Source organism: Streptomyces violaceusniger Tu 4113, from assembly GCF_000147815.2.
In the GTDB taxonomy this organism is placed as follows: domain Bacteria; phylum Actinomycetota; class Actinomycetes; order Streptomycetales; family Streptomycetaceae; genus Streptomyces; species Streptomyces violaceusniger_A.
Window position 1 is genome coordinate 1,305,937 of record NC_015957.1, and the last position, 24,173, is coordinate 1,330,109.

The 24,173-nt window shown below is 72.7% G+C and carries 24 protein-coding genes; 16 read left to right on the forward strand and 8 right to left on the reverse strand.

Annotated features, from left to right (window positions below):
* Nucleotides 1-165: 165 nt before the first annotated feature.
* The 4 genes from STRVI_RS05885 to STRVI_RS05900 all read left to right on the forward strand — a co-directional run bounded on the left by STRVI_RS05885 (nucleotide 166) and on the right by STRVI_RS05900 (nucleotide 4,197).
* The gene (locus STRVI_RS05885; RefSeq protein WP_014054699.1) at nucleotides 166-1,155 is read left to right on the forward strand and encodes an ABC transporter ATP-binding protein; all 990 of its coding nucleotides are present in this window, start codon (nucleotides 166-168) and stop codon (nucleotides 1,153-1,155) included.
* Nucleotides 1,152-1,895: an ABC transporter permease gene (locus STRVI_RS05890; RefSeq protein WP_014054700.1), complete on the forward strand. Its 744-nt coding sequence runs from the start codon at nucleotides 1,152-1,154 to the stop codon at nucleotides 1,893-1,895. The genes STRVI_RS05885 and STRVI_RS05890 overlap by 4 nt, the downstream gene beginning before the upstream one ends.
* Nucleotides 1,896-2,057: 162 nt before the next feature.
* On the forward strand, nucleotides 2,058-3,329 hold the full coding sequence (locus tag STRVI_RS05895) for a sensor histidine kinase (protein ID WP_014054701.1): 1,272 nt from the start codon (nucleotides 2,058-2,060) through the stop codon (nucleotides 3,327-3,329).
* A 262-nt stretch (nucleotides 3,330-3,591) separates the two neighbouring features.
* Nucleotides 3,592-4,197, forward strand: a complete 606-nt coding sequence (locus STRVI_RS05900) for a response regulator transcription factor (protein WP_043235457.1) — start codon at nucleotides 3,592-3,594, stop codon at nucleotides 4,195-4,197.
* Between the two features lie 753 nt (nucleotides 4,198-4,950).
* Here STRVI_RS05900 and STRVI_RS05905 read toward each other — a convergent pair.
* Nucleotides 4,951-5,787, reverse strand: coding sequence for a transglutaminase-like domain-containing protein (locus STRVI_RS05905; protein WP_014054703.1), 837 nt, complete (start codon nucleotides 5,785-5,787; stop codon nucleotides 4,951-4,953).
* Nucleotides 5,788-5,805: 18 nt separating this feature from the next.
* Nucleotides 5,806-6,822 carry a GNAT family N-acetyltransferase gene (locus STRVI_RS05910; protein ID WP_043235460.1) on the reverse strand — a complete coding sequence of 339 codons (1,017 nt, stop codon included), beginning with the start codon at nucleotides 6,820-6,822 and terminating at the stop codon, nucleotides 5,806-5,808.
* Between the two features lie 114 nt (nucleotides 6,823-6,936).
* Here STRVI_RS05910 and fdxA point away from each other — a divergent pair, with 114 nt between their 5' ends.
* Nucleotides 6,937-7,263, forward strand: coding sequence for a ferredoxin (fdxA, locus tag STRVI_RS05915; RefSeq protein ID WP_014054705.1), 327 nt, complete (start codon nucleotides 6,937-6,939; stop codon nucleotides 7,261-7,263).
* A 214-nt stretch (nucleotides 7,264-7,477) separates the two neighbouring features.
* Entirely contained in the window at nucleotides 7,478-8,575 is a 1,098-nt protein-coding gene (gene dapC / locus STRVI_RS05920; RefSeq protein WP_014054706.1) for a succinyldiaminopimelate transaminase, read from the forward strand.
* A 254-nt stretch (nucleotides 8,576-8,829) separates the two neighbouring features.
* Here dapC and STRVI_RS56320 read toward each other — a convergent pair whose 3' ends face one another.
* Nucleotides 8,830-9,429, reverse strand: a complete 600-nt coding sequence (locus tag STRVI_RS56320) for a hypothetical protein (RefSeq protein WP_014054707.1) — start codon at nucleotides 9,427-9,429, stop codon at nucleotides 8,830-8,832.
* A 215-nt stretch (nucleotides 9,430-9,644) separates the two neighbouring features.
* Nucleotides 9,645-10,598, reverse strand: a complete 954-nt coding sequence (locus STRVI_RS05930) for a hypothetical protein (protein WP_435532577.1) — start codon at nucleotides 10,596-10,598, stop codon at nucleotides 9,645-9,647.
* A gap of 126 nt (nucleotides 10,599-10,724) precedes the next feature.
* Between STRVI_RS05930 and dapE the strand changes: the two genes are divergently transcribed.
* Both dapE and STRVI_RS05940 read left to right on the forward strand, forming a co-directional pair.
* On the forward strand, nucleotides 10,725-11,795 hold the full coding sequence (dapE, locus tag STRVI_RS05935; protein WP_014054709.1) for a succinyl-diaminopimelate desuccinylase: 1,071 nt from the start codon (nucleotides 10,725-10,727) through the stop codon (nucleotides 11,793-11,795).
* 339 nt (nucleotides 11,796-12,134) lie between these two features.
* Entirely contained in the window at nucleotides 12,135-12,884 is a 750-nt protein-coding gene (locus tag STRVI_RS05940) for a TIGR00730 family Rossman fold protein (protein ID WP_014054710.1), read from the forward strand.
* Between the two features lie 61 nt (nucleotides 12,885-12,945).
* Here STRVI_RS05940 and folP read toward each other — a convergent pair whose 3' ends face one another.
* Entirely contained in the window at nucleotides 12,946-13,806 is an 861-nt protein-coding gene (gene folP, locus STRVI_RS05945; protein WP_014054711.1) for a dihydropteroate synthase, read from the reverse strand.
* A 138-nt stretch (nucleotides 13,807-13,944) separates the two neighbouring features.
* On the opposite strand from folP, the gene STRVI_RS51690 reads away from it, so the two are divergent.
* Nucleotides 13,945-14,442 carry a DivIVA domain-containing protein gene (locus STRVI_RS51690; protein ID WP_123060277.1) on the forward strand — a complete coding sequence of 166 codons (498 nt, stop codon included), beginning with the start codon at nucleotides 13,945-13,947 and terminating at the stop codon, nucleotides 14,440-14,442.
* Nucleotides 14,439-15,035: a DNA-3-methyladenine glycosylase I gene (locus tag STRVI_RS05955; RefSeq protein WP_014054713.1), complete on the forward strand. Its 597-nt coding sequence runs from the start codon at nucleotides 14,439-14,441 to the stop codon at nucleotides 15,033-15,035. The genes STRVI_RS51690 and STRVI_RS05955 overlap by 4 nt, the downstream gene beginning before the upstream one ends.
* Nucleotides 15,036-15,091: 56 nt before the next feature.
* On the opposite strand, the gene STRVI_RS05960 is transcribed toward STRVI_RS05955, so the two are convergent.
* Nucleotides 15,092-15,898, reverse strand: coding sequence for an enoyl-CoA hydratase-related protein (locus STRVI_RS05960; RefSeq protein ID WP_014054714.1), 807 nt, complete (start codon nucleotides 15,896-15,898; stop codon nucleotides 15,092-15,094).
* Nucleotides 15,899-16,258: 360 nt separating this feature from the next.
* On the opposite strand from STRVI_RS05960, the gene STRVI_RS47510 reads away from it, so the two are divergent.
* Entirely contained in the window at nucleotides 16,259-16,426 is a 168-nt protein-coding gene (locus STRVI_RS47510) for a DUF3117 domain-containing protein (RefSeq protein WP_003966491.1), read from the forward strand.
* 146 nt (nucleotides 16,427-16,572) lie between these two features.
* Here the strand turns inward: STRVI_RS47510 and STRVI_RS05965 are convergent, their stop codons facing one another.
* Nucleotides 16,573-17,238, reverse strand: coding sequence for an O-methyltransferase (locus tag STRVI_RS05965; protein WP_014054715.1), 666 nt, complete (start codon nucleotides 17,236-17,238; stop codon nucleotides 16,573-16,575).
* Nucleotides 17,239-17,368: 130 nt separating this feature from the next.
* Here STRVI_RS05965 and sigE point away from each other — a divergent pair, with 130 nt between their 5' ends.
* From sigE to STRVI_RS05990, 5 genes are all read left to right on the forward strand, one after another.
* Nucleotides 17,369-18,187: an RNA polymerase sigma factor SigE gene (gene sigE / locus STRVI_RS05970; RefSeq protein ID WP_078505135.1), complete on the forward strand. Its 819-nt coding sequence runs from the start codon at nucleotides 17,369-17,371 to the stop codon at nucleotides 18,185-18,187.
* A complete protein-coding gene (locus STRVI_RS05975; RefSeq protein WP_014054717.1) occupies nucleotides 18,184-19,113 on the forward strand; it encodes an anti-sigma factor family protein in 930 nt (309 codons plus the stop codon). The genes sigE and STRVI_RS05975 overlap by 4 nt, the downstream gene beginning before the upstream one ends.
* 427 nt (nucleotides 19,114-19,540) lie before the next feature.
* Nucleotides 19,541-21,562 (forward strand): trypsin-like peptidase domain-containing protein, encoded by a 2,022-nt coding sequence (locus tag STRVI_RS05980; RefSeq protein WP_014054718.1) that lies wholly within the window; start codon nucleotides 19,541-19,543, stop codon nucleotides 21,560-21,562.
* Nucleotides 21,563-21,661: 99 nt separating this feature from the next.
* Nucleotides 21,662-22,132, forward strand: a complete 471-nt coding sequence (locus tag STRVI_RS05985) for a sec-independent translocase (RefSeq protein ID WP_014054719.1) — start codon at nucleotides 21,662-21,664, stop codon at nucleotides 22,130-22,132.
* A gap of 118 nt (nucleotides 22,133-22,250) precedes the next feature.
* Nucleotides 22,251-22,910, forward strand: a complete 660-nt coding sequence (locus STRVI_RS05990) for a hypothetical protein (RefSeq protein ID WP_014054720.1) — start codon at nucleotides 22,251-22,253, stop codon at nucleotides 22,908-22,910.
* A gap of 107 nt (nucleotides 22,911-23,017) precedes the next feature.
* Here STRVI_RS05990 and STRVI_RS05995 read toward each other — a convergent pair whose 3' ends face one another.
* A complete protein-coding gene (locus STRVI_RS05995) occupies nucleotides 23,018-24,172 on the reverse strand; it encodes an Mrp/NBP35 family ATP-binding protein (RefSeq protein ID WP_014054721.1) in 1,155 nt (384 codons plus the stop codon).
* Between the last annotated feature and the right edge of the window lies 1 nt (nucleotide 24,173).

Sequence of the window (24,173 nt, forward strand, 5' to 3'; positions counted from 1 at the left end):
CACGGCCCCCGCCCGGCACCGGCACCGGGCGGGGGCCGTGTCATGTCTCCCGGCCCGCGTCACGTCCACCCGGCGCGTCATGCCCCGGCCCATGACATCTGTCATCCCCAGGTCACGACCGCTGACACTGCCGGGCGCCGCCCGCCCTCGGCCAGGCTTGTGGCCATGACCGCAACGACCGCTCTTTCCGCCCCCGGCACCGGGGCCGCCACCACGGGCGCCCCGCCCGTGGTCCGCTTCGAGAAGGTGAACAAGAGCTACGGCAGTGTGCGCGCCGTGGCCGATCTCGATCTCACGCTGTACCCGGGGGAGACCGTCGCCCTGCTGGGCCCCAACGGCGCCGGCAAGTCCTCCAGCCTCGATCTGCTGCTCGGCCTGCGCCACCCCGACTCCGGCCGGGTGGAGGTCTTCGGCACCACCCCGCGCCAGGCCGTCGTCCGCGGCCGGGTCGGCGCGATGCTGCAGAGCGGCGCTCTGATGGAGGACGTGACGGTCCGCGAACTGGTGGGGCTGGCCTGCGAGCTGCACCCCAAGGGCCATCCGGTGGACGAGGTGCTGGAGCGGGCGGGGATCGCCGAGATCGCCTCCCGCAAGGTGAACAAGCTCTCCGGCGGTCAGGAGCAGCGGGTGCGCTTCGCGTTCGCCACCGCCGGCGCCTCCGATCTGATCGTGCTGGACGAGCCCACGACCGGTATGGACGTGTCGTCCCGGCAGACCTTCTGGGGCGCGATGCGGGAGCAGACGAAGCAGGGCCGCACCATCCTGTTCGCCACCCACTACCTCGACGAGGCCGACGCCGTCGCCGACCGGGTGATCGTGCTGCACGGCGGCCGGGTGCTGGCCGACGGCTCGTCCGCCGAGATCAAGGCGATGGCCGGGGCCCGGCGGATCTCCTTCGAACTGGACGGGCCGGTCGACGAGGCGACGCTGCGCGCCCTGCCCGCGCTGACCGGGATCGAGATCTCGGGGCGTACCGTACGCATCCGGTCCACCGACGCGGACGCGACCGTGCACGCGGTCTACGGGCTCGGGCTCTATCCGTGCGGCCTGGAGGTCACCGGCCTCGGCCTGGAGCAGGCGTTCCTCGCCATCACCGACGCCGCCACCGACGTGGCCGGCGACGCCGCGCCCACAGTTGAGGAGTCCGCACGATGAAGGCGCTGGTCAAGCTGGAGATCGCGCGGACCCTGCGCAATCGCAAGTTCATGTTCTTCACGGTCATCTATCCGTCCGTGCTCTTCCTGCTGATCGCGGGCAGCACCGACGCCGACGACCGCGTGCCCGGCACCGGGCTGTCCATGCCGCTCTACTACATGGTCGCGATGGCCTCCTTCGGGGCGCTGACCGCCGGACTGATGGGCAACGGCGAGCGGATCGCCAAGGAGCGCGAGGGCGGCTGGACCCGGCAACTGAGGCTCACCCCGCTGCCCGGCCGCGGCTATGTGGCGGCCAAGATCGCGGTGGGTGCGGTGGCCACCCTGCCGTCGATCGTGATCGTCTTCGTGGTGGCCGCCGCCGTCAAGGGCGTACGGCTGGACGCCGCCTGGGAGTGGGCGGCGCTGACCGGCGCCATCTGGGCGGGCTCTCTGGTCTTCGCCGCGCTGGGGGTGGCCATCGGCTATCTGGCGACCGGGGACGCGGTACGCCCGCTGACGATGATCATCTACTTCGGTCTGTCGATCCTCGGCGGGCTGTGGATGCCGACCACGTCCTATCCGCAGTGGCTGCGGAACATCGGCGACTATCTGCCCACCCACGCCTACACCGCCCTCGGCCAGGCGATCGAGCTGGGCGGCGCCCCGCACGTCAAGGACGTCGCGCTGCTCATCGCCTATCTGGCGCTCTTCGCGGGCGGCGCGGCGTGGCTGTACCGCAAGGACACCCGTAAGGCGTGAGGGAGAGCCGTAAGACGTGAGGGAGAGCCGTAAGACATGAGGGAGAGCCGTAAGGGATGAAGGACAGCCGTAAGGCATGAAGGACAGCCGTAAGGGATGAAGGACAGCCGTAAGGCATCACCGAGGGCGTGACCCGAGACGTGATCCGAGGAGAGAAGAACCATGGCTGACCGGGCCGAGTGGACCGACGGCGATCCGGAGCGCTGCCTCGGCGTGCGCCGCCGGTTGACCTGGTGGGCCGACGCGATGGCGTACGACGACGAGCACGACCGGCCGGCCGCCATCGGCCAGAGCCCCGAGAACCGTCGGCAGGTCCTGATCAAGCTGATGTGGATCGGGATCTGGATGGCCTATATGGGCGCGCCGGTGAGCGATCTCGCCGATGGGCACCACACGGTCCCCGCCACCGTGTGCGGCGCGCTCGGTCTGCTGGCCTTCGTCGCCATCTATCTGGTGCTGGTCTTCCGGCACACCGGGCGGGTGCTGAGCCGGGCCGCGGTCTTCGGGGCGCTGGGCACGTCCTGCGTGCTCGCCGCGGTTCTCACGCTCACCATGGGCGACGCCTGGCTGGTGCTGTGCGTCTATGTGTCCGTCGCCTACGGGGCGGTGCTGCCGCTGCGGCTCTCGCGGTGGGCGATTCCGCTGAACACCGCGTTCATGGTGGCCGTCGGGGTGCTGGTGCGCGGTTCGCACGGGCTGCTGTCCGCCCTGGTCATCCCCTCGCTGCTCGGCGGGTTCGCGATGAGCGGGGTGCGGCAGATGGTCCGCACCACCCGGGCGCTGCGCGCCGCCCGCGCCACCGTGGCCCAGCTCGCCGCCAACGAGGAGCGGCTGCGGCTCGCCCGCGATCTGCACGATCTGCTGGGCCACTCGCTCTCCCTGATCACGCTCAAGAGCGAGCTGGCGGGCCGGATGCTGCCCGACAAGCCCGAGCAGGCGGCGCGGCAGGTCGCCGATATCGAACGGGTCAGCAGGCAGGCGCTGGTGGACGTCCGGGAGGCGGTCAGCGGCTTCCGCCGCCCCACCCTGGAGGCCGAGGTCGCCGGGGCCCGTACCGCCCTCGCCGCCGCGGGCATCGCCGCCGACCTGAGCCGGGCCGCCACCCAGCACTCGGACCTGCCGCCCGACCAGGAGGGGGCGCTGGCCTGGGCGCTGCGCGAGGCGGTCACCAACGCGGTGCGGCACAGCGGGGCGCGCCGCTGCGCGGTCACGCTCGACGAGACGGACGACGAGCTGTGCCTGACCGTCACCGACGACGGCCGCGGCGCGACCGGCCCGCACGGCAACGGGCTCACCGGGCTGGCCGAGCGGCTCCAGTTGGCCGACGGCCGCCTGGAGACCGGCCCCGGCGAGCGCGGCGGCTTCACCCTCCGCGCCTTGGTCCCGCTCTCCCGCGGCGCCCACATGGAGCTGCCCTCACAGGCCGCGCCGTAGGGGCGGGCTGGTCGGTGGGGGTCGGCGTCGGCGGGGCGGCTTGGTGGGGGTCGGCGTCGGCGGGGCGGCTTGGTGGGGGTCGGCGTCGGCGGGGCTGGTCGGTGGGGGTCGGCGTCGGCGGGGCTGGTCGGCGGGGCTGGTCGGCGGGGCCACTCGGCAGGGGTTCGCACCGGCGGGGCCGCTTGGCGGGGGCCGCGCCGTAAGGAACGCGCGGAGGGAGCGCCCGCAAGAGCGGATACGAGGAGCGGATACGCTGCGGGGCGTGATCCGGGTACTGCTGGCCGAGGACCAGTCCATGGTGCGGGAGGCGCTGGCCGCGCTTCTCGGGCTCGAGGACGAGATCGAGGTCATCGCGCAGGTGGCCCGCGGCGACGAGGTCGTGGACGCCGCCCGGGCCCATCGCCCCGATGTGGCGCTGCTGGACATCGAGATGCCCGGGATGAGCGGGATCGAGGCCGCCGCCGCGCTGCACCGGGCCGCGCCCGGGATCCGGATCGTCATCCTGACCACCTTCGGCCGCCCCGGCTATCTGCGCCGCGCCATGGAGTCCGGCGCCGACGCCTTCCTGGTCAAGGACGCCCCGGCGGCCCAGCTCGCCGACGCCATACGGCGGGTGCTGCGCGGGGAGCGGGTCATCGACCCCACGCTGGCCGCCGCCGCGCTCGTGGACGGGGCCAGCCCGCTGACCGCGCGGGAGCGCGAGGTGCTGCACGCCTCGGCGGACGGCTCGACCAACGCCGAACTGGCCCGCGCCCTGCACTTGTCGCCGGGCACGGTCCGCAACTACCTCTCCACGGCAATCCAGAAGACCGCCGCCCGCAACCGGGCCGAGGCCGTCCGCATCGCCCGCGAAAAGGGCTGGCTGTAACGGCGCGGCTTTCCCCTCCCCGCCCCTTCCCGCAACCGGGGCCCGGCCCCGGCCCCGGCCCCCGCCGGGGCTCCGCCCCTGGGCCCCGCTCCTCAAGCGCCGGAGGGGCTGGAAGGCGGGCCGCCGTCCCGCGACGGTCGGCCCACCGAAGGCGGCCAGGCCGCTGCCCGGCGGGAGGTTCCCCGGCCCACGACGCCCGTACGACGCCCCCAGCGTCCGCTCCTGGTCCCCTTGCCCCCTGACCACCACCGGACAGCCGCCAGGCCCGGCCGGTGGATCTTCGCGGGCCCCCCGGCACCCGCACGGCCCCCTGGCCACCACTGGGAGGTGCTCCCTGCTCCGGACGCACCGATCGGACGACGCTCGGCACGACGCCCCAGCGTCCGCCACTGTTTCCCTGGCCACGACTGGGAGGTGCTCCCTCACCGGACGCACCGAGCCGACGACGCCCGGCACGACGCCCCAGCGTCCGCCACTGTTTCCCTGGCCACGGCTGGGAGGTGCTCCCTCACCGGACGCACCGAGCCGACGACGCCCGGCACGACGCCCCAGCGTCCGCCACTGTGTCCCCGGCCACCACTGGGAGGTGCCCCCTGCACCGGACGCCGGAGCCGACGACGCCCGGCACGACGCCCCAGCGTCCGCCACTGTGCCCCCGGCCACCACCGGGACATGCCCCCCGCACCAGACGCCGTGGGCCCCGAGGCCGAGCGGCCGCCGATGCCACGGGCGCGAAGACCCACCAGGCAGCCGCTAGTTCAGCATCGCGCGGGCGGCGCGGGCCTCGTGGCGTACGGTCTCGGCGGCGTCGGGCCGCACCGCCTCCACCACCTCCGCGTAGTCCTCCAACTCCTTGGCGCCGGTCATGAAGTCGCCCCGCTGCACCAGGAGTTGAGCCCGCTCGTAGCGCAGCTCGGCCGGGTGGCTGGGCAGCAGCAGGGACAGTTCGACCGCCCACAGCCGGACATCGGTGCGCTCGGGGCGGGCGGACGCCCAGGCGCGGATGTTGTTGAGGATCCGCAGCACGATGTCCAGCGGCCCGGCCGGGCTCAGCATCGACGCGGAGAGTGGGGCGCCCGTGGCCCCCGACACCAGCGTCGCCGCGTCCTCACTGGACAGCGGCCGCCCGCCGTCGTACGGATCGGCCAGCACATGGCTTCCGTAAGGATCGCCGAAGCCGACCACGAAGTGGCCCGGCAGCGCCACCCCGTACACCGGCGCGCCCGCCCGCCGCGCCACCTCCATCCACACCACGGACAGCAGGATCGGCAGTCCACGGCGGCGCCGCAGCACCGTGTGGAGGAGCGAGGACCCCAGCCGCCGGTAGTCGGCCGGGCCGCCCCGGAAGTCATGGCGCTCGCCGAGGAGGCGGGCCAGCGCGGCGGCCCAGTCCTCGGGGGCGCCGGGGGAGAAGGGGAGCTGACCGGCCAGCCGGTCGAGCTCGATCTGCGCTTCGTCGAGTCCGGCCTCGTCCAGTCCGGAATCGGCCTCCATGCCGACCAGCAGGCACAGCAGCGCCAGATCAGGGCGCTCTTCGCGGGCCGCGTCGGCGAACCGCCGGCGGCGGGACGTGTCGTTCATCCGTGGCATAGCCGACTCGTACCCTGCTCAGCGCACATCCTGTCCAGATGCGCGCCAGTGATGGTAGCTGTGGTGGACGGTGAAGCCCATGCCCTCGTAGAGGGCCTGCGCACCGTCATTGTCCGTCTCCACCTGGAGGTACGCGGCCGAGGCGCCCTCGTCGAGCGCCTTGCGGGCCAGCGCCGTCATCACGGCCTTGGCCAGGCCCTTGCGCCGCCGCTCCGGGGCGACCTCCACGGCGGTGAACCCGGCCCAGCGGCCGTCCACCACACAGCGCCCGATCGCGTCCGGGGCGTCTCCCTCCCGTCCCGCCACGGTGGCGAACCACACGGACGGGCCGCCCGACAGCACCGTCCGCGCCTCGGGGGAGGGCTCGCCGGACGACCGCTGATAGCGGGCCAGCCAGGCGTCGTCGAGTTGGCGGGAGAGCGTCACCGCCGAGGCGTCTGCGTCCAGGTCCCCGATGGGGGCGAGCGCGGCGGTGCGTATCCGCGACGAGACCTCACGCGTCCAGCCGCGGCTCTCCAGCTCCGCCGCGAGCAGCTCCTGGGTGCCCTCGGCGCCCGTGCTGACCTGGATGTACGCGGGCAGCTCGCGCGCCGCGTACCAGTCGGTCACCCGGCGCAGCGCCTCGTCGAGCCCCGTCCCGGGATCGCCGAGGGGCAGTACCGAATTGGCGCGCCGGGTGAATCCGCCGGAGGCGCGCAGCGTCCACTCGCCCAGCGGCTCGCTGATCATGGGCGGCCAGGCCCTGGCGGCGACCCGGTCCAGCTCGGGCGCGGTCGCGGCGGGGCCACGGCGGCGGGCCGGAGCGGCGGGCACCACTTTGCCCGCCACCAGGGACGACTCGGCGATCCGCACCGCCTCACCGGTGCGCCGCGTGATGGCGAGCGAGCCCTCGGTCCACGATGTGAGAACACCGACCACGTCGGTGAAGGTGGGGGCGGGCTCACGCTCTCCGGTGATCAACCTGACCGAGACGCGTTTTCCCACGTCATCCGGGGTGATCCGGACTTCAAGACGTCCGCCAGTGGTGAAATCCACAGCTCAGTCAGCCCCTCATGTGCGTCTGGTGCCCAAGAACGGAGATACTAGGTGCGGGCATCGACGACGCCGCGCTCCCGCGCGATAGCAGCCCTAACGAGGAGGAACGACAGCGTGACCTACGTCATCGCGCAGCCTTGTGTCGACCTGAAAGACAAGGCGTGCATCGAGGAGTGCCCCGTCGACTGTATCTACGAGGGCCAGCGGTCCTTGTACATCCACCCGGACGAATGCGTCGACTGCGGGGCCTGTGAGCCGGTCTGCCCGGTCGAGGCGATCTTCTACGAGGACGACACTCCCGAGGAGTGGAAGGACTACTACAAGGCGAACGTCGAGTTCTTCGACGAGCTCGGTTCGCCCGGCGGTGCGAGCAAGCTCGGCCTGATCGAGCGGGACCACCCCTTCATCGCCGCGCTTCCGCCGCAGGAGCACGACGAGTAACCCTGCCCCGGCGACAGCGCCCGGAAGCAGCCGGCGGTCCCGTATGGCCTGTGGCCTGCGGGACCGGGCTGTTTTCCCGGGCGCTCCCGGCGTTCCTGTGGGTCCCGGGTCTCTCCGGGATCCACCGGTCCGGCCGGAAGCCACCGGGTTCCCGGGCCCTCGGCCCGGGCAGTTCCGAAGAACCCGGGCAGTTCCGAAGAAAGCGAGCCACCCCGTGCCACCCGTATCCGCCCGCCTCCCGGTCTTCCCCTGGGACCGGCTCGAACCGTACAAGGCGATCGCCGCAGCCCACCGCGACGGCATCGTCGACCTCTCGGTGGGCACCCCCGTCGACCCGGTCCCCGAGCTGATCCGCGCGGCCCTCGCCGACGCCTCGGACAGCCCCGGCTATCCCACCGTCTGGGGCACGACCGCGCTGCGCGACGCCCTCACCGGCTGGGTGGAGCGGCGGCTGGGCGCGGCCCGGGTGACCCACACCCAGGTGCTGCCGGTGGTGGGCTCGAAGGAACTGGTGGCCTCGCTGCCCGCACAGCTCGGTCTCGGCCCCGGCGACCGGGTCGCCTTCCCGCGCCTCGCCTATCCGACGTACGAGGTGGGCGCGCGGCTGGCGGGCGCCGAGCCGGTGCCGTACGACGAGCCGACCGACCTCGACCCGGCCGGGCTGAAGCTCCTGTGGCTCAACTCCCCGTCCAACCCCACCGGCCGGGTGCTGTCCAAGGACGAGCTGCGCGCCGCGGTCGCCTGGGCCCGCGAGCACGGGGTGCTGGTGGTCAGCGACGAGTGCTATCTGGAGCTGGGCTGGGAGGCGGACCCGGTCTCCGTGCTCCACCCGGACATCTCCGGCGGGTCCTTCGAGGGGCTGGTGGCGGTCCACTCGCTGTCCAAGCGGTCCAACCTGGCGGGCTACCGGGCGGCCTTCCTCGCCGGTGACGAGGCGGTGCTGGGCGAGCTGCTGAAGATCCGCAAGCATGGCGGAATGATGGTGCCCGCACCGGTGCAGGCGGCCACGGTCGCGGCGCTCGGCGACGACAAGCACGTGACGGAGCAGCGCGAGCGCTATGAGCGGCGCCGGGCCGCGCTGCGGTCGGCGCTGGAGGGCCAGGGCTTCCGCATCGAGCACAGCGAGGCGTCGCTGTATCTGTGGGCGACGCGGGACGAGCCGTGCTGGGACACCGTGGGCGCCCTCGCCGAGCTGGGCATCCTGGTGGCCCCGGGCGAGTTCTACGGCGCGGCGGGGGAGCGGCACGTCCGGGTCGCGTTCACGGCGACCGACGAGCGCGTGGCGGCGGCGGTCCGGCGACTGGCGGGCTGAAAGAGCCGAAGGGGCCCGGGGAGTTTCGCACTCCCCGGGCCCCTTTTTGCGGCTCGGTTCGCCTCCGGGGCGCTTTAGTCTCCCCCAGCTACCGCTGGGAGGTGCCCCCTGTCGACGGTCGACCGTGCTCGGTCGCCCACGCGGCGGCAGCCGCATATCGATCGGAGCCCTCGCGCGCGCTCTCCCTTTCGACAGCGACGCGCCCCTTCGGCTCGCCCCCAGCTACCGCTGGGAGGTACCCCCGGCCGGCGAAATCAGCCGATCAGCGGCAGGCCCTTGATCGGCAGGTCCTTGACCGGGAGGTCCGCGCCCTGCGGGGCGCTGGGCGCGGGGGCCTGCGGGGCGGCGGCCTGGGCGGGCTGCGCGGGCTTGGCCGCCCTGCCCTTGCCCTTGGCGTGGGCGCCGCCCTTGCCATTTCCGTGTCCGAGGGCCCTGCCCTCGCCCTTACCGGCGACCTTGGCGTGGGCGGCCCTGGCCGGGGCGGCCTTGGCGGACTTGGTGGCGTTCGCGCCCTTGGCGGGCTTCGCCGGCTTCGCATGCTTCGCGGGTTTGGCAGGCTGGGCGGGCTTGGCCGGGGCCACGTTCGCCGGGGCGGTCCTGCCCGGCAGGATCTCCTTGACGGTCCCGCCGGCCTTGCTGCTGACGTCACCCGCCGTGCTCCCGACCTGCTGCGAGGCGACGTCGGCGACCTCACCGACCGAGGCGGCGTCCAGCGAGGACAGCCCCAGCTTGGAGGACTGCGGCTGGGCCGGCTCCGCCGCACTCGCGACCCCGGCGGCGCCGACGACGGGTGCCGCGCTCGCCGCGACCAGCAGTGCGGCCCGGGCGATCCGACGGGTGAGAGGGAGGGACATGGTTCTCCTTTGGCGGAGGGACAATTGGTGTGCGGTGCCCGGCGATTCGGACGCTGTGAATACCGCGTGAACCCCGCGAAGGTTGCGGTGAGACAAGGCAAAGAGTTGGCAATGCGTCGCATAATCCGGTTCTGCGTGTAATACGCCCGGGCCATTCCTCCGCACGTGCCGCACAATGCGCCGTCAACCGCCCTGAACTGCGGTGATTCCATGCGCTATCGCATGGTGACGATCCGCACTTCCGCCCCGGAAATCCCCTTGACCGGACGCCAACCCGCCGCGGAATTCCGGGCGTTCCATTCGCGCTCGCCGTAAGAGACACGTTCGATGCGCAACTCGTCCGAGTGGGCCACCGCCCAGTGCGCGATCTCCCAGCCGCGCTGCCCCGCGCGCCCCGGAGCCGCCGCCTTCGGCACCGGAACCACCACTGTGTGCGGCGAGGGGGCGGCCTGCTTGCCGCCGACGTGCCCGGCCGGGGCCGGCCGCGCCTCCGTCTCGGAGCCGAACTCCCGCTTCAGCGACGCCCGTACGCGCAGCGGATCGCCCGCCTGACCGTCGTCGGGCGGTCCCGGGCAGCTCAGGGCCGCCCCGGAGCGCCCGGTGAGGGCGCCGGTCAGCACCACCGCTTCGGTCTCGTGCTTCGCGTACGCCTGCGGGAAACCGCTGCGCTGCACCCGCTGCGCCGCCACCGTCAGCGGCAGCCGCGAATAGCCGGGCAACCGCACCAGGTCGTCGTAGAACTTCCCGGCGGCGTAGACCGGATCACGGATCTGCCGCACACTGCCCCAGCCCTGGGAGGGGCGTTGCTGGAACAGCCCCTGCGAATCCCGGTCCCCGTGGCGGATGGTGCGCAGCCCCGACTCCTGCAGGGCGGTGGCCAGCGCGATGGTGACGGCCCGTTCCGGCAGTCCGCGGGAGGCGGCCACGGCCTCGATCGTGGCGGCGTTCACGGTCTGTTCGGGGGAGAGCCGCACATCCTCGCCGTTCGCCCGTACGACACAGCGCGGCGGTCCCACACCACCCGTCAGCAACTGCGCCGCCAGATATCCGGCCAGCGCCAGCAGTACGGCACAGGCGACCGCGGCCCGCAGCAGCCGGGCGCGGTGGGAGAAGACGGACAGGGGCACGCGCCACACGGTACTGGAGCTCGCGCGGCCTCGCCGGATCATGGGCGCGGGGTGGGGAACGCCACGTCGCGAGCCGCTTGGGCGGCCAGGACCGGGGCCGCCTGGGCCGCCGTGGCCGGGGCCGCCTGGGCCGCCGGGCGCCACGGCCGACCGGCTAGGGTCGGCCGTATGGCACACCCAGAACTCGACCTGTCCCTGGACGCGGCCCGGCTCACCGCCCGGCTCGTCGACTTCCCCTCGGTCAGCGGTGAGGAGAAGGCGCTCGCCGACGCGGTGGAGCAGGCCCTGCGGGCCCTGCCGCATCTCACCGTCGACCGGGACGGGGACGCCGTCGTCGCCCGTACGAACCTCGGGCGGGACGAGCGGGTCGTGCTGGCGGGCCATCTGGACACCGTGCCGATCGCCGACAACGTGCCCTCCCGCCTCGACGACGACGGCGTGCTGTGGGGCTGCGGCACCTCCGATATGAAGTCGGGCGTCGCCGTACAACTGCGCATGGCCGCGACCGTGCCCGAGCCCAACCGCGACCTCACCTTCGTCTTCTACGACCACGAGGAGGTCGCCGCCGAGCTCAACGGGCTGGGGCGGCTGGCCAGGAATCACCCCGAGTGGCTGGCCGGGGACTTCGCCGTGCTGCTGGAGCCCACCGACGGCAAGGTCGAGGGCGGCTGCCAGGGCACGCTGCGGGTACGGGTGAGCACGCAGGGGCGGCGCGCCCACTCCGCGCGCAGTTGGCTCGGTGAGAACGCCATCCACAAGGCCGCGCCGATCCTGGACCGGCTGGCCGGATACGTCCCCCGGCGGGCGGAGATCGACGGGCTCACCTACCGCGAGGGCCTCAACGCGGTACGGATCGACGGCGGCCACGCGACCAATGTCATCCCGGACTTCTGCACGGTGACGGTGAACTTCCGCTTCGCCCCCGACCGCTCCGAGGAAGAGGCGCTCGCGCACGTCCGCGAGGTCTTCACCGGCTTCGACATCGAGCTCACCGACAGCGCGCCCGGCGCCCTGCCCGGTCTCGGCCACCCGTCGGCCGCCGCCCTCGTGGCGACGCTCGGGGTGGAGGTGGCCCCCAAGGACGCCTGGACCGATGTCGCCCGCTTCTCGGCGCTCGGCGTGCCCGCGGTGAACTACGGACCCGGCGACCCGAAGCTGGCCCACACCCGCGAGGAGCACGTACCGGTCGCCGCCGTCCTGCAGGCCGAAGAACGACTGCGCACCTGGCTGGCCGGCTAGCGGCGCCGGGCGGCCGGACCCGCTGCACGGGGTGTCCGGCCCCCGCCGGGGCTCCGCCCCTGGACCTCGCTCCTCAAACGCCGGAGGGGCTGTGGGTCGCGGCGATATGCGGCGGAGCCGCAAATGTCAGGCGCCGGGAAGGGGCGGGGAGGGGAGCAGCCCGCCGCAGGCGTCACGATCCGTCGGACATCGGCTGGCGGCGCCGGGCGGTCGTTGGAGCTGTGATCAGCGGTTCGGTGGGTGAGCGTGGCCGGGATTTCCGCTCCAGGCCGCCCGAGGGGGCCTACCCTGAACCACAGATCTTTGACCAGATCTTGGTCTTGGCGAAGGGAGCACACAGTGGGCAACGCCGAAGAAGAGCGAGCGCTGCACGAGCAGCGTCTGGGCCCGGTCGTGCGCCGCCGCCACCAGATGCGACCCGAGACGACCGATCAGCGGCTTCTGGACACCCAGGGGGCCACGCACTGGGTGCACGAGGACCCGTTCCGGGTGATGCGCATCCAGTCGGAGTTCGTCGAGGGCTTCGGCACCCTGGCGGAGCTCGGCCCGGCGATCAGCGTGTTCGGCTCCGCCCGTACGCCCGAGGGGTCCCCGGAGTACGAGGCGGGGGTCCGCATCGGCCGGGCCCTCGTCGAGGCGGGCTTCGGGGTGATCACCGGCGGCGGCCCGGGCGCGATGGAGGCCGCCAACCGCGGCGCGACCGAGGCGGGCGGCGTCTCGGTCGGCCTGGGCATCGAGCTGCCGTTCGAGCAGGGCCTGAACCCGTACGTCGACATCGGCGTCAACTTTCGCTACTTCTTCGTGCGAAAAACGATGTTTGTGAAGTACGCCCAGGGGTTTGTGGTGCTTCCTGGCGGGCTCGGCACGCTCGACGAGTGCTTCGAGGCGCTCACCCTCGTCCAGACCAAGAAGGTCACCCGCTTCCCGATCGTCCTGTTCGGCAGCGCCTACTGGAAGGGCCTGGTCGACTGGCTCAGGAACACCCTGATCGCGGAGGGCAAGGCGTCCCCGCACGATCTGGACCTGTTCCACCTCACCGACGACATCGACGAGGTGATCGACCTGGTGACCAAGGAGTCCGGCGTCTGACGGCGCGCTCCTGGCGCCTTGCCGGGGCGGTCCCCGCCCGGCCGGTCCCCGGCGGGCTTCCTCAGGCCAGTCCCCGGCGGGCGACCGCCGGGGGCCGGTGGCCCGCGATGGACGACACCATGTCCAGCACCTGACGGGTCTCGGCCACCTCGTGCACCCGGTAGATCTGGGCCCCCAGCCAGGCCGATACCGCGGTCGTCGCGAGCGTGCCGATCAGCCGCTCCTTGACCGGCCGGTCCAGGCTCTCGCCGACGAAGTCCTTGTTGGACAGCGAGACCAGGACGGGCCAGCCGGTCTCCGTCAGCTCGCCCAGCCGGCGCGTCGCCTCCAGTGAGTGGCGGGTGTTCTTACCGAAGTCATGGCCCGGGTCGATCATGATCCCGTCGCGCCGCACCCCCAGTTCGAGGGCGCGGTCCGCGAGCTCCAGGGTGACCCGCAGGATGTCCTCCACCACATCGTCGTAGCCGATCCGGTGCGGGCGGGTGCGCGGCCGGGCCCCGCCCGCGTGGGTGCACACCAGCCCGACGCCGTGGCGGGCGGCGACCTCGGCCAGCTTGGGGTCGACCCCGCCCCAGGCGTCGTTGAGCAGATCCGCGCCCGCGGCGCAGACCGCCTCGCCGACCTCATGGCGCCAGGTGTCCACGCTGATCACCACGTCCGGATGGCGCCTGCGCACCTCGGCCACGAAGCCCACCGTGCGGTGCGCCTCCTCCTCGGCGCTCACTTCGTCACCCGGTCCGGCCTTGACGCCGCCGATGTCGATGATCGCGGCGCCGTCCGCGATGGCCTGCTCCACGCGGGCCAGGGCGGGCTCGTCGCGGAAGGTCGCACCCTGGTCGTAGAAGGAATCCGGTGTCCGGTTCACGATCGCCATGATCACTCGCTCGTTCTCGCCGAACTCACGTCGTCCCAGCCGCAGCATCCGAACTTCCTTCATGTCTTCTTCCAGGTTGCGGGCAGCGACGATAACTGTCGGAGGGGCATGGCACGATCGGTGCAGACAGTTATCGAGGCCGACGGACACAGACTCAACCATGCATCTGACGGGGAGACGATCACCGTGTTCTTGTTCTTGCTGATCGCGCTGGTCGTGGTGGTCGGCGGGGTCACGCTCGCCGTCGTCGGCGGCGGTGACGGCCCGCTCGCCGAAGCGCCCCCGGACCGGCTGGACGAGCCGCTGCCCGCCGGCCGGCCGCTGGCGCGCGCCGATGTGGAGGCGCTGCGGCTCCCCATGACGCTGCGGGGCTACCGGATGGCGGACGTCGACGATGTGCTGGGCCGCCTCGGTGCCGAGCTCGCCGAGCGCGACGCCCGGATCGCCGAGCTGGAGGCGGCGCTCGCGGGCGCGCGCCCGAAGCCGTCGTCGCTCCCCGGACCCGGCCCCGGTCCCCTGTCGGCCCCGGAGAGCGACCACGGCTTCGGGCGGAGCGGCCGCGAGGGCCCCGGCCCCGAGTGGCCCGGCTTCGACGAGGACGGCTTCGAGGGAAACCTCTTCGAGGGGCGCGGCTACGACGGGCGCGGCTATGAGGGACACGGCTACGAAGGGCAGGGCGCATGAGCGGGCAAGGTGTGGTTCCGGGGCCGGACGGTCTGCTGCGCTGTCCCTGGGGCCTGGAGGCCGAGACCATGGCCGACTACCGCGTCTACCACGACACGGAGTGGGGCCGCCCGGTCCACGGCGATGACGCGCTCTATGAGCGGATCAGCCTGGAGGCGTTCCAGTCCGGGCTGTCCTGGCTGACGATCCTGCGCCGCCGGGAGGGGTTCCGGGCCGCTTTCGCCGACTTCTCGATCGCGAAGGTCGCGGAGTTCACCGAGGCCGATGAGCAGCGGCTGCTCGCCGACCCCGGGATCATCCGCAACCGGGCCAAGATCGCCGCCACGATCTCCAACGCCCGCGCCGCGGCGGCCCTGGCACCCGGTGAGCTGGACGAGCTGATCTGGTCCCATGCCCCGGCCCCCGACGGCCGCCCGGTGCCGCGGACCGCCACCGATGTCGCCGCGATCACCCCGGAGTCCACGGCCCTTAGCCGCGACCTCAAGAAGCGCGGCTTCCGCTTCGTCGGACCCACCACGGCCTACGCCCTGATGCAGGCATGCGGCCTGGTCAACGACCATCTGGCCGACTGCCACAGCCGCGACACGGTCTGAGCGCCCCGGCCGCGACGCGCTCTGAGCCCCGGCCGCGGGCGGCCGGGGCGAGCCGGTCAGCGGCCGATGAACCTCGGCTTCTCCTTGTTCACGAACGCGTTCACCGCGATCGCGTGGTCGTCCGAGGCCCCCGCGCGGCGTTGCAGTTCGTCTTCCATGGCCAGGGACTCGGTGAGGGTGCGGCCCGCGGCGAAGGCCAGGGACTCCTTGAGCGCCGCATAGGCCGCGGTGGGGCCCTCGGCCAGCCGCCGGGCGACCGCCGCCGCCTGGCCGGCCAGCTCGTCGGCCGGGACCACCCGGTGGGCGATGCCCAGGTCGAGCGCCTCCTGGGCGTCGATACCGCGCGGGAAGAGCAGCAGATCCGCCGCGCGGCCGTATCCGATCAGCCGCTGAAGGGTCCAGGAGACCCCCGAGTCGGCGCTCAGCGCGACCCCGGCGAAGGAGGTGTTGAAGGAGGCGGTGTCGGCGACGATCCGGTAGTCGGCGGCGAAGGCGAAGCCCGCCCCGGCGCCCGCCGCGACACCGTTGACGGCGGCGACGACCGGCTTCGGCATCCCGGCGATGGCGGTGACGATCGGGTTGTAGTGCAGCGCCACCGTGCTCATGGTCGAGCCCTCGCCGCTGCCGTCACGGTCGGCGGCCAGCAGGCCGATGTGCTCCTTGAGGTCCTGGCCGACGCAGAAGGCCCGCTGCCCGGAGCCGGTGAGCAGCACCGCCCGCACCGCCGGGTCCTCCGCGGCCTGCAGCAGCGCGTCGCGCAGCGCCACCTTGGTGTCGATGTTCAGGGCGTTCATCGCGTCGGGACGATTGAGCGTGATCGTCGCGAGGCCCTCGGCGAGGTCGTAGAGCACGGTGTCGGCCATGGCGGTCCTCCGGCGGTGAGGCGAGGCGAATTGGCGGGTGGCTCGTGCGGCGGCCGCACCGGCGGGCCCGCGAGGGGACCCACCGCGGCGGTCAGCGCACAGCATGCCGGAGATCATGACCGACCGACATGTGACCTGCGTCAAAGAACCGACCCTTCGTTCGGTGACGGCGGGCGTACGCTACCGCGACCCCCTCCCCGAATTGGGTGGTTTTGGGGGAGCGTCTCGTACAGGCGTTGCCGACCGATGTTGGTCATCGGGTCATGCCATGCGGGATAATGAGAGTGAAGCAACGTGTTCGATGCCGGTGACACCTGGGTTGTCGGCTGCGATGAGCTGGTTTCAGGAAGGGGAACGAGCATGGCGGCCATGAAGCCGCGGACGGGCGACGGCCCGCTCGAGGTGACCAAGGAGGGGCGGGGCATCGTCATGCGCGTTCCGCTCGAAGGCGGCGGTCGGCTCGTCGTCGAGCTGACACCGGACGAGGCCGACGCCCTCGGCGACGCCCTGAAGAAGGTCGTCGGCTGACGGCTTGCGGCCCACCATCACCCGCGCGCTGCCCCGGCGGCCGGTACGTCAGGTACCGACCGCCGGGGCAGCGCATGTAAGGGGTCGCGGTACGAGGCGGGGGACCGGCCGGGCAGACGAGGCGGGGGACCGGCCGGCAGGCCGTTTCAGCCCCGCTTGACCGCGCAGAGCAGGCCGTCGCCCACCGGCAGCAGGGACGACTGCAGCACGGTGGACTCCCGTACGGTCCGCAGCAGCTCGCGCACCCGCAGCACCTCCGTGGGCTGGGCGGCGGAGTCCACGGTCCGCCCGTTGGTGAAGACCCCCTCGAAGCAGACCAGCCCGCCGGGCCGCAGCAGACGCAACGATTCGGCGAGGTAGTCCAGGCACTCCAGCCGGTCGCCGTCGCAGAAGACCAGGTCGTATCCGCCGTCGGCCAGCCGGGGCAGCACATCCAGGGCGCGGCCGGGGATGAAGCGCGCCCGGTTCCCGGTGAACCCGGCCGCGCGGAACGCCTGCCGGGCGAACTGCTGCATCTCCGGTTCGGTGTCCACGGTGGTCAGCACGCCGTCCGGGCGCATTCCGCGCAGCAGATGGATCCCCGAGACGCCCGTCCCGGTGCCGATCTCGGCGACGACCTTGGCGTCGGCGGCGGCAGCGAGCAGCCGCAGCGCGGCGCCGGTGCCCGCCGACACCGAGCGCAGCCCTGCCTCCCGGGCCCGGTCACGGGCCCAGTGAAGGGCTTCGTCCTCGGCGACGAACGCGTCGGCGAACGCCCAGCTCGTCTGCCGGTTGCCGGTAATGACCCTCTCCTGTCCCCGTAGTTGGCGCAACGGTGACTGTATCCGCTGCGCTCGGGAACCCGCAGATGGGACCAGGCGTTGTAGAAGCCGGGGGGACCGTATGGATCACGACCAAATGCAGGTCAAAAATGCTTATCCGGAGCTAACGGGCGAGGTGGATATGGTAGGGGCTCTACTGGAGACCACCAGAGCCGACAGGGGAGGTGCGGCTGCGGCCGGTGACCGGCGAGTGCTGAAGCGCTTTCGCAGGTCAGTGGGCGAGCCGAAATCCGTGACCAACACCGCTGACCGTTCTCGCACCCGTAGCCCGAAGGGCACGGGAGGTGCGCCCCTCGCCGAACCCGCCACCACCGCGACCTTCGCCACGGACGCGGACGCGCCGGCGTGGACGCCTCCTACCTGGGAGGAGATCGTCAGCACGCACAGTGCACGGGTCTACCGCCTCGCCTACCGGCTCACCGGTAACCAGCACGACGCCGAGGATCTCACCCAGGAGGTGTTCGTCCGCGTCTTCCGCTCGCTGTCGACGTACACCCCGGGCACGTTCGAGGGCTGGCTGCACCGCATCACCACCAATCTCTTCCTCGACATGGTCCGCCGTCGGCAGCGCATCCGCTTCGACGCCCTCGGCGAGGACGCGGCGGAGCGGCTCCCCAGCCGCGAGCCCTCTCCCCAGCAGCACTTCAACGACACCCACTTCGACGCCGATGTGCAGCAGGCGCTGGACACCCTCGCCCCGGAGTTCCGGGCCGCCGTGGTGCTCTGTGACATCGAGGGGCTGTCGTACGAGGAAATCGCGGCCACTCTGGGCGTCAAGCTGGGCACCGTGCGCAGCCGCATCCACCGCGGCCGCTCGCATCTGCGCAAGGCGCTGCAGCACCGTGCCCCCGCGGCGCGGACCGGTCAGCAGCATGAGGTCGCCGCGGTGGAGCCGCGTGTCACGGCCCCCCGGCTGAGCGGGGAGGTCGGAATCGCGTGACCCGATCAGGCGGTCCGTCCCCCGCCGAGCAGCATCTCGGCGACCGCCTTGCGGCTCTGGTCGACGGTGAGCTGGGGCATGACGCGCGTGAGCGCGTCCTCGCCCATCTCGCCACCTGCTGCAAGTGCAAGGCGGAAGCCGATGCTCAGCGTCGGCTGAAAAATGTGTTCGCCCAGACGGCGCCCCCGGCACCGTCCGAGGGCTTTCTGGCGCGTCTGCAGGGCCTGCCGGCCGCGGGCGACGACGGTATGGGCGGCTCCCCCTTCGGGGGCGGGGGCCCGAGCGTCTTCGGCCCGCGCGAGATGCGCGGCGCCCCACGGGACATCCGTGAGGTGCGCGACGTCCGGGAGCCGGAGGAGAGACGGGAGCGGGCGTTCGCCTTCGTGCCCGCGATGCCCCCGGGCACCGCGATCGCACCGGCGGCATCGGCCCGTGCCTCACGTCAGCGCGGCTTCAGGATCCATGAGGTCGAGCGCCCCGCCGCGCGCCGCAGGTTCGCCTTCGCGGCGGCCGGAGCGGTCTCGCTGGCGGCCTTCGCGCTCGGCGCGGCCCTTCCGCTGGACGCGGCGGTCGACCCCCCGGGAAGTTCGGCCGACGGTGCCGACACCGCGGTCGCCCCGGTCGATGCCGACCCCGCCGTGAGCACGGGCGTCCGGGAGCGGACCCGCCAGGAGGTGGGGCTGTTGGCCACCACGGACACCCGGACGGGCACCCCGTCCCCGACGGCCACCCCGCATCCACCGGCGCTGCGCCAGCCCGTAGGGGCGGCGCTGAATCCGCTGATACAGCCGATTCTCTCGGTCACGGAGCTGCTGCGGACGGCGAACTCCACACCCCCGGCCCCCGCGCCGACCCAGTTGGAGGTCCCGTCCCGGCCCACGTCGGGCGGCTCGCCGTATCTCGGGGTCGGCGCGCCCCCGAAGTAGTACGACGGCGGTGACGGCGCGATGTCGCCGGCCGCCCGTCTCTTTGCCGATCATGACAAGGTCCTCACGTCCGCCCTGCGCGAGCGCCGACGGACCTGATTGAATCGGCTCCGGGCAGCGCGGCTTGGCCTTACCGGCCAGGACACCCACCGGGCAAGCCGAAGGGTGCTCGGCCTTACCGGCCGGGGGGGCATTCCCAGCGGTGGCTGGGGTAAGCCGAAGGGCGCCGTAGTGTGTCCGGGTGCTTGGGCTTACCGGCCGGGGGCACCTCCCAGCGGTAGCTGGGGGCGAGCCGAAGGGGCGCGTCGCTGTCGTAAGGGAGAGCGGCCGAGCACGGTCGACCGTCGACAGGGGGTACCTCCCAGCGGTAGCTGGGGGAGGCTTAGGCGCCCCGGAGGCGAACCGAGCCCTCAAAAAAGGGGAGATCATGGACGAGCCGAAGGCTCCAAAGCCGAAGTGGTGGAGCCGCCCGGTCGCCGCACGGCCCGGCGACCAGTCGAGCGGCACGGTGGAGGGCGCCGAGGAGCGTACGGAGGCTGCCGCCGCGCAGGCGCCGCCGGAGCCTGCGGACGCGCCCGCTGCGGACGCGCCCCCTGCGGACGCGCCCATGGAGGGTCACGCGCCCGAGGGGCCGGCGCCCCGGCCGTTGCACGAGCCCGACCCGTACAGCACCCCGCCCTACGGGGGTCCCGGACCCTGGGCCCCGGCCCCGCCCGTCCAGCACCCGGTGGCGACCCCCGCGCAGGGCACGCATGTCCCGCCCGGCCTGGCCCAGGTGCCGCCTCCGGCCCCTGGCCTGGCCCAGGCACCGCTCCCGGCCTCTGGCCTGGCCCAGGTGCCGCCTCCGGCCTCTGGCCTGGCCCAGGTGCCGCCTCCGGCCTCTGGCCTGGCCCAGGTGCCGCCTCCGGCCTCTGGCCTGGCCCAGGCGCCGCCTCCGGCCTCTGGCCTGGCCCAGGCGCCGCCTCCGGCCTCTGGCCTGGCCCAGGCGCCGCCTCCGGCCCCTGGCCTGGCCCAGGTACCGCCTCCGGCCCCCGGCATGGCCCAGGCGCCGCCCCAGGCCCCCGGGACGCCCCAGGTACCGCCCCAGGCCCCCGGGATGACCCCGCCCCACGGCACCACCCTGCCGCCCGCCGCGGGCCCCGTACCGGGGCAGAGCGCGCCCGCGCCCATGCCGCCGCACCCCGGGATGACCCCGCCGCACGGCACACAGCTCCCGGTGGGGCCCGCGGATCCCCACCGGCCCGCCCCGATGGCGCAGCCCGCCCCGACCGCCCAGTGGCGCGGTTACGACCCCTGGACCGTGGTCCCGCCCGCCGCCCCCAAGACGCCGAAGACGGTCTCCCGCCGCGGCGCCTGGATCGCCGTGCTGCTGATCGCCCTGGTCGCGGGCTGCCTCGGCGGCGGTATCGGTGCCTACGCGGAGCGGGACAACGCCTCCGGCGGCGTCGATGTGAAGCTGCCGCAGGCCCCGGTCGAGAAGGAGGCCAGGGCCCCGGGCAGCGTCGCCGGGATCGCCGCCAGCTCGCTGCCCGGCGTGGTGACCATCCATGTGCGCGGCAGCTCGGAGGAGGGCACCGGCACCGGCTTCGTCCTCGACAAGCAGGGCCATATCCTCACCAACAACCATGTCGTCCAGCCCGCCGGCGCGGACGGCGACATATCGGTGACGTTCAACAGCGGCCAGGACGCCAAGGCCGAGATCATCGGCCGCGACACCGGCTATGACCTGGCGGTCGTCAAGGTCGACCGCGTCTCCGGGCTCACCCCGCTGCCGCTGGGCAACTCCGACTCGGTGCGCGTCGGCGACCCCGTCGTGGCCATCGGCGCCCCCTTCGACCTGGCGGGCACCGTCACCTCCGGGATCGTCAGCGCCAAGGAGCGCCCCATCACCGCGGGCGGCGAGAAGGAGGACGGCAGCGACGTCAGCTATGTCGACGCGCTGCAGACCGACGCGCCGATCAACCCGGGCAACTCCGGTGGCCCCCTGGTCGACCGTAAGGGGCGGGTCATCGGGATCAACAGCGCGATCCGGGCGGCCGACGACGGTTCGGGCCTCGGCGGCGGACAGGGCGGCAGTATCGGCCTGGGCTTCGCCATCCCGATCAACCAGGGCAAGCGGGTCGCCGAGGAGCTGATCAACACCGGGAAGGCCACCCATCCGGTGATCGGCGTGACCCTCGACATGGGCTACACGGGCGACGGCGCCCGGGTGAACACCAAGGGTGCGGGCAGCGGCCCGCCGGTCACCTCCGGCGGCCCCGGCGACAAGGCGGGGATCAAGGCCGGTGACGTGATCACGGAGGTGGACGGCGTCCCGGTGCACAGCGGACAGGAGCTGATCGTGAAGATCCGCAGCCACCGCCCCGGTGACCGGCTCGCGCTCACCGTCAGGCGCGACGGTAAGAAGCGCACCGCGGAGCTGACCCTGGGTTCGGCGAGCAGCGGCTGACGCGCGTTGTTGGCCCGGCCGTCTCCCACGCCGACCCTGCCGCCAGGTACGGTGTTGAGTGGCCCAGGCCCGGGCCCAGACGTCTTGAGGAGCTGCAAGGTGCTGGACATAGGACCTCTCGAGTTTGTCGCGCTCGTTGTCCTTGCGGTGCTCGTCTTCGGCCCGGACAAGCTCCCGAAGGTGATTCGGGACGTCTCGCAGTTCATCCGGAAGGTCCGGGAGTTCTCCGACAACGCCAAGGAGGACATCCGCTCCGAGCTGGGGCCGGAGTTCAAGGACTTCGAGTTCGAGGACCTCAACCCCAAGACCTTCGTGCGCAAGCATGTGATGGACTCCGATGAGTTCGGCCTGAAGGAGATCCGTAACGGCTTCGACCTCCGTAAGGAGATGGCGGAGGTCGCCGACGTGGTGAACGGCCGGGAGAGTGATTCGCCGCAGGGCTCTTCGGGGGCTTCCGGCACCACCCCGCCGTCCCTGTCCAAGGGCGACTCCAGCACACCTGACCTGCTGCGCAAGCGTGAGGAGCCGAGCCGCGAGGAGCGTCCGCCTTTCGACTCCGACGCCACTTGATCCCCCCGTATGCCCGGCCTGGTTGACCCGTATGGCTATCCTCCCTTTGTCCGGGGTGAGGGTCGCCCGAGGGGGGCGGGCCGCCCACAACGCAGGGCAACGAGGAGGCCGCGCGCACATGGAGACCACGGGTCGGCTAGGGGAACGAGGGGTGGCAGCGGCTGCGCAGGGGATGCCCGCCGATGCCCGGCGGAGCGTCGACGGCTATCTGATGGCCGGCTTCCCCTGGTACGGGCTTGACGAGGCGTTCACCGGCCCCCGCTGGCTGATGCAGGTGGGCGCGGCGGCCGATGGCATCGTCGAGTACGGCTCGACCGGCCATGGCGAGGAGCCGTCGCTGCGCGTCGAGACCGATATGGATCAGCAGCGCTTCACGGTGGTCGTCACCGTCGCCAGCCGCCCGGGGCGGGACAGCGCCGACGGCACCGGCAAGCTGGAGGCCACCTCGGTCTCCTCGGCCGCCTGGCTGGCCGGCTCCGGTCTGTTGTCGTGCACCTGGCCGACACGGATGGAGCGGGCGTTGCGCCAGGACTGGCTGGACCAGCAGACCGCGATCGCCTGGGAGCTGGCGGACGATCTGGAGGGTGAGAGCTGGTCGCAGCTCTCGCTCCCGGTGGACGGGGTGCCGACCGGCTTCCACTACCGCGAGTCGGAGTACGGCTGGGTGCTGGCCGGAACGGCGGGCGAGGACGTGCACATCGGGGCGTACGGGCGCGGGATGAGCGCCTACGGCCTGGGGTTCGCGGTGGTCAAGGACATCACCCGCTACGACTCGTAAGGCAGGCGCCAAAGGCTCAGGGGCGGCTTCCCGAGGAAGCCGCCCCTGAGCCGTAAGGCCGTGGCAGTGGCCGAGCACGAGCCGTAAGGCCGTGGCCGAGCGTGCGCTCAGAACTTGTTGCGCGGGGTGACGCCCAGCGACATGCCCGCGAGGCCGCGCTGCCGTCCGCCGATCTTGTCCGCGATCGCCTTGAGCGCGCTGCCCGCCGGGGAGTCGGGGTCGGTCAGCACGATCGGCTTCCCCTCGTCGCCGCCCTCGCGCAGCCGTACGTCGATCGGGATGGAGCCCAGCACCGGCACCGTCGTGCCGGTGGTCCGGCTGAGCCCGTCGGCGACCACCTGGCCACCGCCGGTGCCGAAGACGTCGACCATCTCGTCGCAGTGCGGGCAGGGCAGCCCGGACATGTTCTCCACCACGCCGACGATCTTCTGATGGGTCTGGACGGCGATCGCACCGGCCCGCTCGGCGACCTCGGCGGCGGCCTGCTGCGGCGTCGTCACCACCAGGATCTCGGCGTTGGGCACGAGCTGGGCGACGGAGATCGCGATATCGCCGGTGCCCGGGGGGAGGTCGAGGAGCAGCACATCGAGGTCGCCCCAGTAGACATCGGCCAGGAACTGCTGGAGCGCGCGGTGCAGCATCGGGCCGCGCCAGACCACCGGGGCGTTCCCGGGGGTGAACATCCCGATCGAGATCACCTTCACGCCGTTCGCCGACGGCGGCATGATCATGTTCTCGACCTGGGTGGGCCGTCCGTCGGTGCCCAGCATGCGGGGCACCGAGTGGCCGTAGATGTCGGCGTCCACCACGCCGACCTTGAGCCCGTCGGCGGCCAGCGCGGCGGCCAGGTTGACCGTCACCGACGACTTGCCGACGCCGCCCTTGCCGGAGGCCACCGCGTAGACCCGGGTCAGCGAGCCGGGCTGGGCGAAGGGCACCTCGCGCTCGGCCTTGCCGCCGCGGAGCGAGGTGGCCAGCTCACGCCGCTGCTCGTCGCTCATCACATCGAGTTCGACCGTGACCCCGGTCACACCCTCGACCTCGGCGACAGCCGTCCGCACGCTGCTGGTGATCGTGTCCCGCATCGGACACCCGGAGACTGTGAGGTAGACCACCACCGCGACCGAGCCATCCGCCGCGATCTCGACGGATTTGACCATGCCGAGGTCGGTGATCGGCTTGTGGATCTCCGGGTCGTTGACCGTCGCGAGCGCGGCGCGTACCGCGTCTTCGCTCGGCGCTGGGAGGGTGTCGGTAGCCATA